Below are 13,918 nucleotides of genomic sequence, written 5' to 3' on the forward strand. Positions count from 1 at the left end.
GGCCTTCAGGCCGGTGCCCGAGGCCTTCATCGTCCAGATACCGTCGACGGCACCACCCGAGCCGTACCGGAGGAAGGCGATTCGCTTGCCGTCCGGGGACCAACTGGGCATGACATCGCTGACCGCCGGGGTGTGGGTGAGCTTCACCGGTGTGCCGCCGGTGGGGGCGATCGCGTAGAGGTCCTCGACGGGTGCCGCCGAGGTGTAGCGGGCGAAGACGATCGCATGATCTCCCGCCGCTCCCGCGTCACCGGCGGCGCCGAGAGTCAGCGGTGCGGCCATGGCGACTGCCGCGACGGCCACCGCCGATCTCCGGCGCCACGTCACGCCGCTCGCGGTGTTTCTGCTGCTACTCACCGCCGCACCTGTGTCGTTGTGGCTGTCGTGGCCGAACTGGTGTCGCTGACGCCTCAAGGTGTCCACCCCGATTCCCTCCCGCGGCCCTGTCACGGGCCGCTCCGGACGACAAATCTGTCACCCGTTGCAGGGCGCGGGAAGCGAGAGCATCGGGCGGTACGAGGTCTGTGACACGTTCCGTACGCCGTCGTCACATAGGGGACCTCCCTGGCCGACGCGCCGTCATCGGGGATCGTCCGATCGACACCCAGGTGACCTCTCCGGCCTATGGAAGACGTTTTCGGTCAATTCCGAACACGCGTGCCGACTGCGCCCACATCCTGGGATTCCGTCGGCCGGATTGATGGTCGTGTCAATCGAAGTCGTCCCCCCTTCAATTCGAAGATCCACCTGCTACGGTCGAGAGGACAAGCGACCTGCCGGCGGGGGCAGGCAGGGCCAAGGGGGGCGTCGTGGCTGACATTCGCGATTTTTTCAACGGGTTAGCCGGGTCACCGAAACGCAATGAGAACCGCAGGAAGGTGCTGCTGGCCGTCGCGATCAAGGCCGACACCCAGGTCGGTATCGCCAAGCGCACCATGCTTTCCCCGGCGACCGTGTCCACCGCGGTCCGGGAACTCGAAAAGGAAGGCATGGTGACCAGCGCCCGGGCGGACGGCGGACGCGCCGGCCGGGTCTGCCTGGTACCCACCGTGCTGGTCGGCGTCGGGGTGCACCTCGGCTTCAACCACGTCACGGTGGTCGCGCGCCGGCTCGACAAGGAATTCGACACGGTGTCCGTCCGGGTCAACTCCGAAGGGGTAAGTCGGGGCTGGGCCCGCGCCCGGCCCGCGGTGCACGACCTGATCCGGGAGGCGGTCAGAGACACCGGCTGCACCCTCACCGACGTCTTCTCGCTCGGCATCGCCGTGCCCCGCATGATCGATCCCCGCACGAACGAGTTCACGCGGCCCGTCCTCCACCCCTGGCGGATCGGTGACAACCCCGCACGGGACTTGGGGGAGGAGCTGGGCGTCCCCGCGTTCATCGACAACGACGCGAACCTCGGCGCGCTGGCCGAGCAGACGTACGGCCGGCGGGACCACGCAGAGACCGTGATCTACGTGAAGGCGTCCACCGGCGTCGGAGCCGGGATCATCGTCCACAACAGCCTGCTGCGCGGACGCGGCGGAATGGCCGGGGAGATCGGCCACCTCACCCTGGAATCCGACGGGGTGATGTGCCAGTGCGGGGGCCGCGGTTGCCTGGAGACCGTGATCGGTGCCGAGGCGCTGGTGCAGCGGGTGCGGCAGGCCCGCACCAGGACCGGAGCCGCGGACTTCGAGCACCTGGAGGACGTCATCCGGGCCGCCAGGGAGCACGACCCCGTCTGCATGCGGGTGATCAAGGACGCGGGGCGCACCCTGGGCTCCCACCTCGCCCACCTGTGCAACCTCATCAACCCCGACGTCGTGGTGGTGGGCGGCCAGCTCACGGAGTGTGACCTGCTCCTGGAGGGCTGCCAGGAGTCGCTGTACCGCTTCGCCCTCCCCGGCGCGGTGGCCAAGAGCTCCGGCTTCGTGCTGGAACTGAGTGAGCTGGGGACGAGAGCCGAGGCTCAGGGCGCTCTCGTGCTCGGTCTGCGCGGTCAGGAGAGCCCGCAGAACGCCGTGTGACCCGGCCGCAGGGGTACGGCTCGGTGCTTGAATCCGGTCACGCGCCTGTCCGGGGCCGAGTTCTTCAAAATCATGGGAATGAGGAGAGCCGGCCGGGATATCGGCTTCAATTATGTGCAAGGGAGTCGTCGAACTGTACGGCGGGTCCGCCGCGCACCGGGAAACGGAAGCCGTCGGCTCCGTTCGTCGTCCCGAATGGCCGGGCGAAACACCTGGTCAGGCAATGCCCCTACGGCTTGCCGGATCCCGGCTGCCGGAAAAGATCACATGGCATACTGCGCTGCTATAGATTGGTGGCCGAAAAGGCCACCTCCCGTGCCTTGTTCTCCCTGACGAGGCAGCCGTGCCCTTGACCCGAGGCGGCCCGATGTTGCATAAGGAATTCTTCGATCACCTGTCCGGCGTCGCCGCCGATGGCGTGAACGGAACGGTCCCGGACGAGCCGCCCCCGGGTCAGGACCCTGCCTATGTGTCCCCCTCCCTGGTCGACCTCGGACACGTCCGCGACCTGGCCCTGGGCAGTTCCCCCAGCGGCAACGCCGACGCCAACGCCCAGTACTACTGGTAGGAGCCGTCGTGGCAGCCATCCCCGGGGCGACCCGCACGACCGGCACCAGCGGCGGGACCCGATCCGACGACACCACCGGCACCCGCGGCGCCGCCACCGGCAGGGTGCGGGACGCCGGTGGGCTAGGCGTCCGCCTGCCGGCCGGACCGGCCATCGCAGGGCTCCTGCCGCCGGACCGCCGCCTACCGGCCCCCGCGGCACAGGTATGGGCCACCGACCCCCGGTTGTGGGCGTGGGGCGCCTGGCACGCCGGGGAGGTACGCACCGCGGCGACCGAGCAGGCCCGGGTCGTCGCCGTGGGCCAGTGCCTGGCCGGCTCCGCGCAGATGCAGGCCGACCTGGAACGGTCCGCGCGCGACGGCGACTGGGAGAGCCTGACCCTATGGCCGGGGGCCTACCTGCTGCTCGTACTGGAACGCGGCGGCCGTTTTACCGCCTTCACCGACCCGGCCGGTCAGTTCCCGCTCTACTACGCGCGCTGCAACGGCCGTACCGTCGTCTCCACGCGGGCCACCGCCGTGGCCGCCCTCACGGGACGGGAGCAGGCCCCGGACACCCTGGCGCTCGCGGCGCACCTCGTCTGTCCCGCCGTGCCGGAACTCGTCGGGACCCGGACGGCCTTCACCGGCGTGCACCGGCTGGGCCCCGGCGAAGTCCTGCGCGTCGACCCCGCCACGGACGCCGTCACCCGGACGGCCTGCGCCCCACCCGGGCCCCACGCCGACACCCGCAGGGACGACGCCGCAGCCCGGCTGCGCGAGGCGCTCCGGGAGGCCGTCACCCTGCGCGTGCGTGACGCCCCCCGGCTCACGGGTGACTTCAGCGGGGGACTGGACTCCACCTCGCTGGCCTTCCTCGCGGCACACGCGGCGGAGGAACCACTGGACGCCTTTGTCTACCACCATCCCGAGGCACCGGCGGGCGACTTGGAACACGCCATGCGTCACGCCCGCGCATCGGACGCGATCCGCCTGCGCCTGACCGTGGGCGGCGACACCTCACTGCCGTACGCCGCTCTCCACACGCGGGGACGGCCTGACCAGCCCGATCCGTCCACCGCGGTGATCGGACGGCTCCGCTGCCGCCTGACGCACATCGCGAGCCGCGGCGGCGGTGTCCACCTGACGGGTGAGGGCGGCGACGCGCTGCTGACCGCGCCCCCCTCCTACCTCGGTGAGGTGGCCGCGAGCCGGGCGGTGCGCCGCCTCGCCCATGACGCCCTCGCCCTGGGCAGACTGCGCCGCGTCGCCCCCGCCAGCGTCGCCCGCCGAGCCGTGCGGCTGGCCCGGACCCCGATCGACCGGGCCCTGCACGACCTGGCCGCCCACCTGGAGCAGCCGCTGGCGCACCCTCCGCAGTGGCTGGACGCCATCGCCTGGTGGCCGCCCCCCGGCCCCGAGACGTCGTGGCTGACCACACGGGCCCGCCGCGAACTGGCCGAGCTGGCCGGCCTGGCCGCCGAGCGTGCCGCGCAGGCGCGGCGCGAGATGCCGGGCCCGGGACCGGGACCGGGGACCCGCGCAGCGCTCGCCGAACTGCACGGCTCGGCCCAGCTGCACGGTCACCTCGTGGACGTGGCAAGACCCTTGGGTGTCTGGCCACAAGCACCATTCCTGGACGGCGCCGTCGTCCGGGCCGCCATGAGCCTGCCGGTGCCTGCGAAGGCGGACCCCTACACCGTCAAGCCACTCCTGAGAGCCGCACTGGCCGGCGCGGTCCCCGATGCCGTGCTGGACCGGCGCACCAAGGGCGCCTACGCGGCCGAGGACTACCGGGGCGTCCGCCGCGCCGCGGCAGACCTCAGGGTGCGCCTGGCCCGCTCGCCACTGGCCGACCTGGGCGTCGTGGAACCCACCCGCGTCGTCGCCGACCTCGACGCCGCCGCGCACGGCCTCGCCGCGCCGTTTCCCGCGCTCAACCGCCTGCTCGGGGTGGACGTCTGGCTGGACGGACTCGGTACGGCCGGGGAGGCGCCGTGAACCGGCTGCAGGTACCCGACTTCGTACAGGAGAGCCCCGGCGACCACGGCGACGCCGTGCTGCTGGACACCCGCTCGGGACACTGCTTCGCCATGAACCCCGTGGCGGGACTGCTGTGGCAGGAGTGGCGCCGCAGCCGGGACTTCGAAACGGGCGTACACCTGACGGCACGCCAGTTCCCACAACTCAGCCGGGACGTGATCCGGCGGGACGCGCGGCGGCTCGCCGACGCCCTCCTGGAGCGTGGCCTCCTCACCGCCTGCGCCGCGGGCCTGCAGCCGTCACCGTCCGCCGGTGAGGAACCCGTGGCTGCCGCAGGGTGCGGGCCGGCCGACGGCCCCGGCGCGGCCGGCACGGCCGACGACGCCGCACACCGCGCCTGGGGGCTCGCCCACGGCAGGCGTGCGGCCGGTACGGCCGAGGTGACCATGGCGGCCGACCCCGCTGCGGATCCGTCGCGTCCGCACCGCTGTCCCGGCCGACGACGCACCCCACCGCTGGGACTGCTCGGCCTGCTGATCGCCCTGCTGCTGATCCGTCTGCCCTTCCGCACCCTCCTGGGAGCGGTGCGTTGGGTCTCACGCCACTGGTGCCGGCACGAGGCCACCCGAGCCCAGGGTGCGGCGGCTCTCGCCGCGGTACGACAGGCCGCAGCCCGGTATCCCGGACGCGCCGCCTGCCTCGAAACCTCGCTGGCGTCGCTCATGGTGCTGGCCCTGCGTCGACGCCGGGCGGCATGGTGCATCGGCACGGCCGCCGACCCGTTCCGCTTCCACGCCTGGATCGAAACCGAGGGCAGCCCGGTCCTGGCCGCGGACGAGCCCGATCTCGATGCCTTCCGTCCCATTCTGACCGCGTGATTTCTTCGAATCCCGCCCTCTCGGGCCACGGGCGAAGAAATTACCGGGCAGTTTCAAGAAGTGCGGCCGGGCCGGCACGGGAAGGGCCTTCACCTCCCGGCTCTTCCGCGCTAGCCTGGCAAGGCGAAAGGGCGGCTGCCCCTCGGCAACCGCCCTCCGCGGAGGAACGGACCCGTTCCTCAGACGCGCTTCAGTAGCGCGTCGACCGGTGTCGTGGTCCCGTGCGCCTGCGCCAGCACAACCCAGAGCACCAGGACGACGACGATGATGACCATCCGCAGCTGCTCCTGCCGCAGGGAGACCGAGCAACGGGTGGTCATCGTCATCTTGACACCCATGATTGCGTCACCTCCTTCCCGAGGATCACCGCCCCTTTACGCAATCCAGTGTTCTCCGCAACCCGGTTGAAAGCAATCGCCATTCCTGCTGCTCTGACGCGCTTACAGAAGCCTTACGCCCGCATGTTATCGAGGCCCGTATTTCAATTCGCAGCAACCACCGTGGCGCGGTCGCCATTGCAAGCGGAAAACGAAAACCGAGACGGCCCTCCGACCGTCCCCCGCCTCGAACTGCCGCTCAGGCGGCGGACGGGACGCCTGCGCGGCACACCCACGCCGCCGCGACGCCATCGAGGGCGGTGCTGGGCCACACCGAGGCCACCGAATCGAAGCCCAAAGGGTGCCCGGTCCGCCCTCCCCACCTCAAAAGCGCGCCCAGCCGGTCCCGTTGAACCACGCCGGCCCGCGTCCAGCGGCCTCCGCCCGCCTTTATGTGATGCTCGTCACATCCTCTGCTGCCGTGCGTTCGGCCCCTCCAGCCAGCCGGTGTACCAGCGGGCGAAGGTCACCTGCGTGCCGTCCGGGCCGACGAGCGGGGCGAGGTCGACGTCGTCCATCCGGCAGCCGGACCAGATCGTGCCGCGGTGGCTGCCGCTGACGATCAGCCACTCCCTCTGCTACGACGACCGCTACATCAACGGTCCCAGCGGCCTGGACATCGACCACCTGATCCCGCTCGCCGAGGCCTGGGACTCCGGCGCCTCCACCTGGACTGTGACGGAACGCGAGGCCTACGCCAACGACCTCGGTGACGACCGCGCGCAGGACCGGGCCCGTGATGCGCATGGTGGCCTGCGGCCACACCGACGGACGGGTCAGGGAGGGGGCGGTGAGGCGGAGGCGGAAAAAGCCGCCTGTATGCCATCCCTGGGTCGGCCGTGCGGCGCCGCTCCTGTGCAATATGGGCCCTGGGAGCCTGCTCGAGTACGCCACCCACCAAGCCCGCACGCAAGGAGGGATGCCCGCCGACGTCCTTCGTGACCGACTTCAGCATGAGGCCTTCGTGCTGAGTGATGGCCAGTTGCGCTATGAGGTCGACCGCATCATCCAGTACGTCACCCAAGGCGCACCCAGCGCCGACCAGTTCTTCAGCCTGGCCCGGGAAAACCGCCGCGGTACCCGCCTCGAGCTCACCGTCCCGGACCGGCTGCCCAGCGCCTGATCTGACTCCGCCGCCGCGCCAGCCGACGGATCACCCTGTCCACGCGTCCAGCTTGCCCGGCCACCTCCACCTCCACCTGCGCCCCGGCCCCGCAGCTCGGTGTCGGGCTGGGCGGTCACGCTGGTGTGGTGCAGAACTGGTGGGCACCGCGCAGTGTGGTGCGGAGTTTCCGCTGGGTGGCCTGGCTGTCGAGGCGTACGTCGAGGGTGCCGGGACGTGTGCTGTGGGCCCGCAGGCCCGTGGGCAGTCGGGAGGCGTCCAGGCCGTCACGCCTGGCGATGAGGATGCCGAGCTTGTGACGGCTCACAGCGTCGGGCCCGGCGAGATGGTGGACGCCGGCCGCGTCGCCGCAGGCCAGTTCCAGGAGGGCGGCGGCCAGGTCGACGACGTGCACCGGGCAGCGGATGTCGTCGGTGAACAGAACCCCCTCGCGGGTACCGGCGGCCAGTTCGTGCACAACACGCTCATGCACGGAATCCCCGTCGCCGATGATCAGCGACGTGCGGGCGACGACGGCCTGCGGATACACCAGCAGGACCCCGGTCTCCGCTGCCGCCTTCGCCGCCCCGCACGGGGTGACGGGGTCAGGCAGGCACGACTCGTCGTAATGGACTCGGGCGCCGGAGAACACCGCGTCGCTGGACACGTGAACCAGGCGGCTTCCATGCTTCGCCGCCGCCATCGCCAGCCGGACGGGTCCCTGAGCCGTCACCGCCCAGTCGGCGTTACCGCTGGAGGCGTTGACGACAAGGTCCGCGCCGACCTCGGCCATGACAGCGTCCACGCGTCCGGGATGGCGCAGGTCAAGTTGATACCACGCGGCCTGGGCGGCGGTGCCGGGCCTGGTCGCGTAGGTCGCGGCCGTTGCGTGCCCGGCCATGGCCGCCTGCCGGATCAACTCGGCGCCCAGGAAGCCACTGCCGCCGATGACCAAGACCGTCATGACATGACACGGTAGACCGTCCCGGCCGGCATCGGACACGGCACCACAGAAGGGCAAGCCTGGAGATCGCATCACAGGAGGTCGCCACTGCTACCCAGGAAACCCTCACGGAGAAGGTGCAACGACCAGGGTGATCTCATGAGACTCGAGGCCCTCATCATGGGCCAGTGATCACATGGATGCGCTGCTACTGGGACGAGGAAGACGTCTGGTTCTACTTCGAGGTTGACGTGAATGGCTGGGTGACCAGGCAAGTCGAACTCCAAGGACCTGAGCTGACACCGATCGCAGCCGCCTCTCTGGACGAATGGCAGCAGGCTGACGAAGCTGGCCGCCTCGATGAGTACGACACCAGGTTCGGGATCACGGCCGAGCTGCCCGTTTCGGAATGGGAAGGCCACGACCCCGAACAACTCACCTTCGAGGGGTTCGAGGAAATCTGGCAAGCTGCCCGTCGGCAGATCGCATCCCAGCACAGCTGACCGCTGCGGCCCTGAGTTGCGGCGAGTGGTACTCGCCCTACGACGACCGTGCGGGAGCCGACCCGTGGCGGCCGGTGCTGGCCGGCTGGTCACCGGGGCGGCTGAGCCTGGCCGGGCCCACACCGGACCTGTTCCCGCTGCCCGAGGGCGAAGGGGGGCTCAGCGAGGCGGAGTCCGCGGCGGCGCGGGACGGCCGGCGGCGCATTGCGGCCCTGGCCGACGTCGGCTGGTACGACGGCACGAAACTGGCCTGCGTGGCCGGCATCGACGCGCCCGAGGCCGTATTGCGCTTGCAAGCGGTGCCGCCGGAGCCGGGCTGCTCGCCGAGCTGCTGGACGACCCGTACGGCGTCGACACGGACGACAGCCTGCGCATCGTCGGGGTGACGACGGTAGCGGGCGGTTGCGTCGTCACCCAGCCCTGGGGGTACGGGCCGCAGGTGACGGGCGTACAGGCCCTGCTCTCCGCCAGCACCGTCTGCTACGGCATGTACGTCAACCCCAAGAGCGGCAACCAGGGCAGCCTCGCGCGCGCAGGTCCCGGATCAGCCCCTACCGCATGACCGTCATCACCAAAGCTGTCCTCACCCTGGAGAGGCAACGCTGAAAACGCTCATTGGACCTCCCGCTGACCCTGTCCTCTTTTCGTTCATTCACCGACAGAGTCAGGTGGTCCCCCTCAGAATGACGCTGTCCGTGCTCAAGCGATGGGCGCGGGCCTGTGCGTTCCTGTGGTGCCTTGGCTGAGTGCTTGTCGTGCTGCTGCGAGGCGGCGGATTGCGTGGGTCAGTTGGTTGGGCGGCAGGGTGTAAGGGAGTCGGATGTTGCGTTCGAAGGCCCCTCCGATTCCGAAGCGCGGTCCGGCAGCGATGATCACTCCGTGATCGGGCGCTATGGTCGCCAGCCGTGAGGTGAAGGGTGCGGGAAAGGTGGCCCATAGCGTCATGCCGCCGGTCGGCTGCGGGGCGTGGAGGTCGGGAAGGTAGTCGTTGAGTGCTCGTCGCAGCGCGTTCCGTTGTGTTTTCAGTTCCTGGAGGGCGGGGGGTCGCCGGGTCTGGTGCTTGTTGAGGAGGACGGCTGCCGCGAGTTGTTCAACGACTGGAGTTCCCAGATCCATGGCGGGGCGGGCTTGGGCGATTCGTTCCAGAAGGGAGGGCGCTGCTCGGATCCAGCCGATACGCAGGCCGCCCCAAATGCTTTTCGAGACGGAGCCGATGCTGACAGCGGCAGGCATGTGCAGCGCGAAAGGTTCGGGGCTCGGTTCGTCCAGTGCGAGATCGGTCATCGTTTCGTCGATCACCGTAGGGCACGTGAGCTTGAGGTTGTGGCGAACGTCGGTCGGCATGCACAGGCCGGTCGGATTGTGGAAGTCGGGTATGAGGTAGGCCATGGCCGCAGAGGCGCCTGCTGCGTGGAGTTGCTCCACGTCCCAGCCGGAGGATGTCACCGCGACGGGCACCAGCCGGGCGCGTGCTTCTGCAAGTGTCTTGATGGCGTGTGGGTAGGTCGGGTGGTCGATCAGGACTTTGTCGCGGGGCGATACGAGGGTCCGTGTCAGGAGGGACAGTGCGTGTTGAGCGCCGTTGGTGATCATGATCTGGCCTGGTGAGGTGGGCAGCCCTCGACGCCCGTGCCAGTCGGCGACCGCTTGGCGCAGTTCCGCGACGCCGTGACGGTCGTATCCGTGGCGCTCGAAATGCCGCGGCAGTTGTTGCAGGGCGGCAGCGAAGGCTGCGTGCAGGATTTCAACGGGAGCCGGCGGCGCAGCGAAGGACAGATCGATCGTCCCAGCGTTCGTGTGGGCCGTGGGCTGGGGTGGCGCCTCATCGGGCAGCCGCACGGTCGCCCTGGCTCTGTCCCGTGTGGTGAGGTAACCGTGCTCGGCCAGGGTGCGGTAAGCCGCACCGATGGTGGTTCTGCTCGTTCCGAGGGCAGCGGCCAGATCCCGCTCGCTCGGCAGGACCGAGCCGAGGGTGAGACGCCCGTCCAGGACCAGCAGACGGAGCCGGTCGGAAAGACGTCGATGCGCAGGCCCGGGACCTTCCTGCCAGGTTCCCAGCATGCCTGCGACGGTGTGCGAACCGAGTTTCACGGGACCAGAATATGCAATCTGGCTATGGAATCAGGGACCAGATGAGGTGAAGGTGCATCCCATGGCACCTACCGCTTCCACCACGCGTGGGGACTCCCCGGCTCCTCGCGAAGTCCTGTTGATCCCGCGTATGGACGCACTCGCTCAGATCCGGACTGGCCGCAAAGCGCGTCGCGTTCCCCAACTGCTTGTCGGGCTGGCCGGATACGGCGCTGCCGTGATGATGCTTGTCCAATCCGGGCTGGGAGCAGCGAGTTGGAATGTGCTCACGGAGGGCACCGCACGGTCCCTGGGCATCTCGTTCGGCTGGGCGACGAACCTGATCTCACTTCTGGTGCTCTTGGCGTGGATTCCCCTGCGGGAACCACCCGGGCTCGGCACGCTCCTCAACGTCGCCGTCGTCGGCTTCGCCGCAGATGCCACCGCGACGGTGCTGCCCCACCCGCACGGCATTCTGGCCCGGATCGGCTACCTGATCCTCGGCCTCGTGGCACTGGCCTTCTTCGACGCGCTATATCTTGGTGCGCTGTTCGGGTCGGGCCCGCGGGACGGCATCATGACCGGACTCCTCCGGCTCACCCGTCGCCCTGTCGCCGTTGTGCGCACCGGCGTCGAGGTCGTCGTCGCCAGTGCCGGATGGCTTCTAGGCGGCACCATCGGAGCCGGGACGGTGCTGATCGCCCTGTGCATGGGCCCTCTCGTCGGCTACTTCCTGCCGCTCGTGGCCGTACACGCCCCCGCCGCTTCTGAGGACCATGGACGGTCGTCGTCGGCGGCGATGTGAGGCTCTCGGAGACCTCGTAGACATGCAACGGACAGGACCTAGTGCGGGATATGATCATGAGGACGCTCTGGTATCCAATTGGCGCGCCTACCGGAAGCTGCGGCGGCTGCAGCCCGCCGTTCCCATGCCCCGCGCGCGGCAGGTTCCGCTCGGCCAGCCGATCCCGCGTCGGCCTTGGCCTACGTCGCCTTGGTCCCTCTGATCCGGGCCGCCGTCGTACTGACTCACGTAGTCACGTCGGCGTCTTAACCTGGCCCCACACCACCCGAAGGAGAAGCAAACAGTGAAGCTGAAGGGCAAGAAGATCAGCCGCACCACCCGGCTGTTCGCAGCGGGAGCCACCACGGCCCTGCTGATGGTGCCAGCGCTCGCGGTGTCGGCCGAGGCCAGCACGGCTGCCGTCGGTGCGTCGGCCTGCGGGAAGACGTATCCCAAGGGCTACTGGTGGACTTACCCGACGAAGAACATCAACCTGCGCAGCGGCCCGGGGACGAAGTACAGCTCGTACGGCCTGATCCTCAAGGACGACGGTGTCGAGGTGAAGTGCAAGGCGAAGACGGCCGGCTGGATGCGGGTCTACGTCCTGAACGGCCAGCTGAAGGGCCGCACGGGCTGGGTGGCCAGCAAGTACATCGCCCCCTAGGGGCGGCAGACGGCTACTGATGTGGCCTGCCAGGGGACACCGTCCCGGTCGAGGGCGTCCGCAGTCGCGTTCGAGGGCTGCGGACGCCTTTGTGAGCGGCGAACAGCACGTACTTCATGCGGCCCTGCCGCCCAAGTTCACTGGTCACGCGTCGATCGTGCCAGGCAGCGGGCAGGGCCATTGCGGGACAGCTCTTAGAGGTCATCTCAATTGGTCCGGCCGCGCGGTGGAATGCGGGTGGCGTTACGCCGCCGATAAGGCCCTCGTCACGCTCGACCGCTCCGAGTGGGCCGTCGTCGACAACATCCGCCGGTAGCTCGGAACCGACGCCCCCCCGCGGCCCCGGACGATCTCCGACGCCAATCCGCACACCCACAGCCACGCCATCGACCTGTCGCTGAGGACTGGCGGGGTGAGATCGACGGACTTGATCTCACCCTCTTCTCCCTGCGTAGCAAGCGCGACCAGGCCTGCCGATTCCAGCGGCGTGACCAGGTTTCGCTTGGGCTTCCTGTCGTTCTACATCAGAAGTCCCAGATCACAGGGGGTGAGAGGAGTACGGACGCCAGCAGTGTGGGCTGCGTGATCACTTGGGACAATCGCTGCCAACCGGGAGGTCCAGAATGCTTTTGCGCAATGTGGTGCTCGAGGATGTCGACGCTTACATCCGGATGCGATGCGATCCCGACATGATGAAAGATCTCGGGGGCCCACTGCCGCGAGAAGGCATGGATGAGAAGGTGCAGCGCGATGTCCGCCGGGCTGCCGAGGACACCGCCTGGACCAAAATGATCATCCCCGAAGCGGCTGACCCATCGGTCGTCGCCGGAACTGTCTCCCTGTGGTCTCACGAAGCCGACGACCGGCACATATCCGAAATCGGCTGGATGGTCCTGCCCGCCTTCCAAGGCGAGGGCTACGGCAAGCGAGCCGTGCGGGCACTGCTTGAGATGGCCAGGGAGGACGGCCGCTGGGGACTCGTCCACGCCTTCCCCGCAACCAGCAACCTGCCTTCCAATGGCATCTGCCGCGCTGTCGGCTTCGCGTTCGTCGGAGAACAGAGTCTGGAATTCGCCGGTCGCGTTCTGAACACCAATCACTGGGTCATCGACCCACGCACCCAGTTGCCCTGACCATCAACGAGCCGTTATTACAGAGAAGTTCCACGACATCCGGTCTCGCTGCCCGGGAAGCCGCCGAGTCTGTGGTAGCAGATGAGGGTGCAGGCGATGCTGGTGAAGGCGAGGAAGTGGTCGGCTTTGCGTTCGTAGCGTCGGTGGAGGCATCGGCAGTCGGCGAGCCAGGCCATGGTGCGTTCGATGGTCCAGCGGTGGCGGCCCAGCCGCTGCAAGGACTCGACGCCCTTGCGGGCGATGCGGTGGGTGATGCCGCGCTGGCGTAACCATTCCCCTAGGTGGGAGGAGTCGTAGCCCTTGTCGGCGTGGAGCTTTCCGGGCTTGCGCCGCCGCGGCCCGCGGCGGGAACGGATCGGCGGTGTGCCCTTGACCAGTGGGATCAGTGCCTGGCTGTCGTGCAGGTTGGCCGCCGAGATCCCGACAGAGAGGGGCAGACCGGTGCGCTCGGTGATCAGATGGATCTTCGAGCCGTACTTGCCCCGGTCGACAGGATTCGGGCCTGTCAGGTCCCCCCCTTTCATGGCCCGCATGTTCACCGAGTCGATCGCGCAGCGGGACCAGTCCAGCTCGCCCCGGGCCCCGAGCTCGTCGAGCACCAGGCTGTAGAGCTTGGCCCACACCCTGCCCTTCGTCCACTCGGAGAAACGCCGGTGGGCCGCTCGCTCCCGACGGCCCGAACGACGCGGACGGCAATTGCTGGCACGTGCAGCCCGACGCGGCCACGAACACGATCGCGGCCAGCACTTCCCGGTCACCATGCCGACGCCGGCCATCACCCGGGGGCCGCGACGGCGCCTCCGGCACCACCCGCTGAACAGCTCTCACAACTCGTACGGCACCAGCCGCTCAACGATCCCCGCCACGACCGACAGATTACCGACCCGCCAAATGAGATGACCTCTTAAGCGGCCGCGGGGGAG

At 69.1% G+C, this 13,918-nt stretch carries 15 protein-coding genes and 2 pseudogenes; 12 read left to right on the forward strand and 5 right to left on the reverse strand.

Annotated elements, in window-relative coordinates; all coding sequences use genetic code 11:
- Positions 1–357, reverse strand: a pseudogene (locus IE312_RS36065) (PD40 domain-containing protein); the annotation flags it as partial.
- Between the two features lie 521 nt (positions 358–878).
- Here IE312_RS36065 and IE312_RS36070 point away from each other — a divergent pair.
- The 4 genes from IE312_RS36070 to IE312_RS36085 all read left to right on the forward strand — a co-directional run bounded on the left by IE312_RS36070 (position 879) and on the right by IE312_RS36085 (position 5,419).
- Positions 879–2,012: an ROK family transcriptional regulator gene (locus tag IE312_RS36070; RefSeq protein ID WP_229900861.1), complete on the forward strand. Its 1,134-nt coding sequence runs from the start codon at positions 879–881 to the stop codon at positions 2,010–2,012.
- 367 nt (positions 2,013–2,379) lie between these two features.
- On the forward strand, positions 2,380–2,580 hold the full coding sequence (locus tag IE312_RS36075) for a hypothetical protein (RefSeq protein WP_189986548.1): 201 nt from the start codon (positions 2,380–2,382) through the stop codon (positions 2,578–2,580).
- Positions 2,581–2,588: 8 nt separating this feature from the next.
- Positions 2,589–4,559 (forward strand): albusnodin/ikarugamycin family macrolactam cyclase, encoded by a 1,971-nt coding sequence (locus IE312_RS36080; protein WP_189986549.1) that lies wholly within the window; start codon positions 2,589–2,591, stop codon positions 4,557–4,559.
- Positions 4,556–5,419: a lasso peptide biosynthesis B2 protein gene (locus IE312_RS36085; protein ID WP_189986550.1), complete on the forward strand. Its 864-nt coding sequence runs from the start codon at positions 4,556–4,558 to the stop codon at positions 5,417–5,419. The genes IE312_RS36080 and IE312_RS36085 overlap by 4 nt, the downstream gene beginning before the upstream one ends.
- A gap of 179 nt (positions 5,420–5,598) precedes the next feature.
- Here IE312_RS36085 and IE312_RS36090 read toward each other — a convergent pair whose 3' ends face one another.
- A complete protein-coding gene (locus IE312_RS36090; RefSeq protein ID WP_189986551.1) occupies positions 5,599–5,757 on the reverse strand; it encodes a hypothetical protein in 159 nt (52 codons plus the stop codon).
- A 618-nt stretch (positions 5,758–6,375) separates the two neighbouring features.
- Here IE312_RS36090 and IE312_RS43370 point away from each other — a divergent pair.
- A pseudogene (locus IE312_RS43370) lies at positions 6,376–6,519 on the forward strand (GmrSD restriction endonuclease domain-containing protein); the annotation flags it as partial.
- 196 nt (positions 6,520–6,715) lie between these two features.
- Entirely contained in the window at positions 6,716–6,919 is a 204-nt protein-coding gene (locus IE312_RS36095; RefSeq protein ID WP_189986576.1) for a hypothetical protein, read from the forward strand.
- Positions 6,920–7,034: 115 nt separating this feature from the next.
- Here IE312_RS36095 and IE312_RS36100 read toward each other — a convergent pair whose 3' ends face one another.
- Complete coding sequence (locus IE312_RS36100; protein ID WP_189986552.1) at positions 7,035–7,862, reverse strand: SDR family oxidoreductase; 828 nt, start codon at positions 7,860–7,862, stop codon at positions 7,035–7,037.
- Positions 7,863–8,041: 179 nt separating this feature from the next.
- Here IE312_RS36100 and IE312_RS36105 point away from each other — a divergent pair, with 179 nt between their 5' ends.
- The 3 genes from IE312_RS36105 (at position 8,042) to IE312_RS44070 (ending at position 8,906) form a co-directional block, all read left to right on the forward strand.
- Positions 8,042–8,344: a hypothetical protein gene (locus tag IE312_RS36105; RefSeq protein WP_370467689.1), complete on the forward strand. Its 303-nt coding sequence runs from the start codon at positions 8,042–8,044 to the stop codon at positions 8,342–8,344.
- Positions 8,345–8,418: 74 nt separating this feature from the next.
- Positions 8,419–8,730 carry a hypothetical protein gene (locus IE312_RS44065; RefSeq protein WP_189986554.1) on the forward strand — a complete coding sequence of 104 codons (312 nt, stop codon included), beginning with the start codon at positions 8,419–8,421 and terminating at the stop codon, positions 8,728–8,730.
- Positions 8,727–8,906: a hypothetical protein gene (locus IE312_RS44070; RefSeq protein ID WP_189986577.1), complete on the forward strand. Its 180-nt coding sequence runs from the start codon at positions 8,727–8,729 to the stop codon at positions 8,904–8,906. Before IE312_RS44065 ends, IE312_RS44070 begins: the two co-directional genes overlap by 4 nt.
- 137 nt (positions 8,907–9,043) lie before the next feature.
- Here the strand turns inward: IE312_RS44070 and yczR are convergent, their stop codons facing one another.
- Positions 9,044–10,435: a MocR-like transcription factor YczR gene (gene yczR, locus IE312_RS36120; RefSeq protein WP_189986555.1), complete on the reverse strand. Its 1,392-nt coding sequence runs from the start codon at positions 10,433–10,435 to the stop codon at positions 9,044–9,046.
- A 130-nt stretch (positions 10,436–10,565) separates the two neighbouring features.
- Here yczR and yczE point away from each other — a divergent pair, with 130 nt between their 5' ends.
- The 3 genes from yczE (at position 10,566) to IE312_RS36135 (ending at position 12,995) form a co-directional block, all read left to right on the forward strand.
- Positions 10,566–11,219, forward strand: a complete 654-nt coding sequence (gene yczE, locus IE312_RS36125; protein WP_189986556.1) for a membrane protein YczE — start codon at positions 10,566–10,568, stop codon at positions 11,217–11,219.
- Between the two features lie 283 nt (positions 11,220–11,502).
- Complete coding sequence (locus IE312_RS36130) at positions 11,503–11,862, forward strand: SH3 domain-containing protein (protein ID WP_189986557.1); 360 nt, start codon at positions 11,503–11,505, stop codon at positions 11,860–11,862.
- Positions 11,863–12,485: 623 nt separating this feature from the next.
- Positions 12,486–12,995 carry a GNAT family N-acetyltransferase gene (locus tag IE312_RS36135; RefSeq protein WP_189986558.1) on the forward strand — a complete coding sequence of 170 codons (510 nt, stop codon included), beginning with the start codon at positions 12,486–12,488 and terminating at the stop codon, positions 12,993–12,995.
- A 17-nt stretch (positions 12,996–13,012) separates the two neighbouring features.
- Here IE312_RS36135 and IE312_RS36140 read toward each other — a convergent pair whose 3' ends face one another.
- On the reverse strand, positions 13,013–13,771 hold the full coding sequence (locus tag IE312_RS36140; protein WP_306419862.1) for an IS5 family transposase: 759 nt from the start codon (positions 13,769–13,771) through the stop codon (positions 13,013–13,015).
- Between the last annotated feature and the right edge of the window lie 147 nt (positions 13,772–13,918).

Source organism: Streptomyces capoamus (assembly GCF_014654935.1).
Classification (GTDB): Bacteria; Actinomycetota; Actinomycetes; order Streptomycetales; family Streptomycetaceae; genus Streptomyces; species Streptomyces capoamus.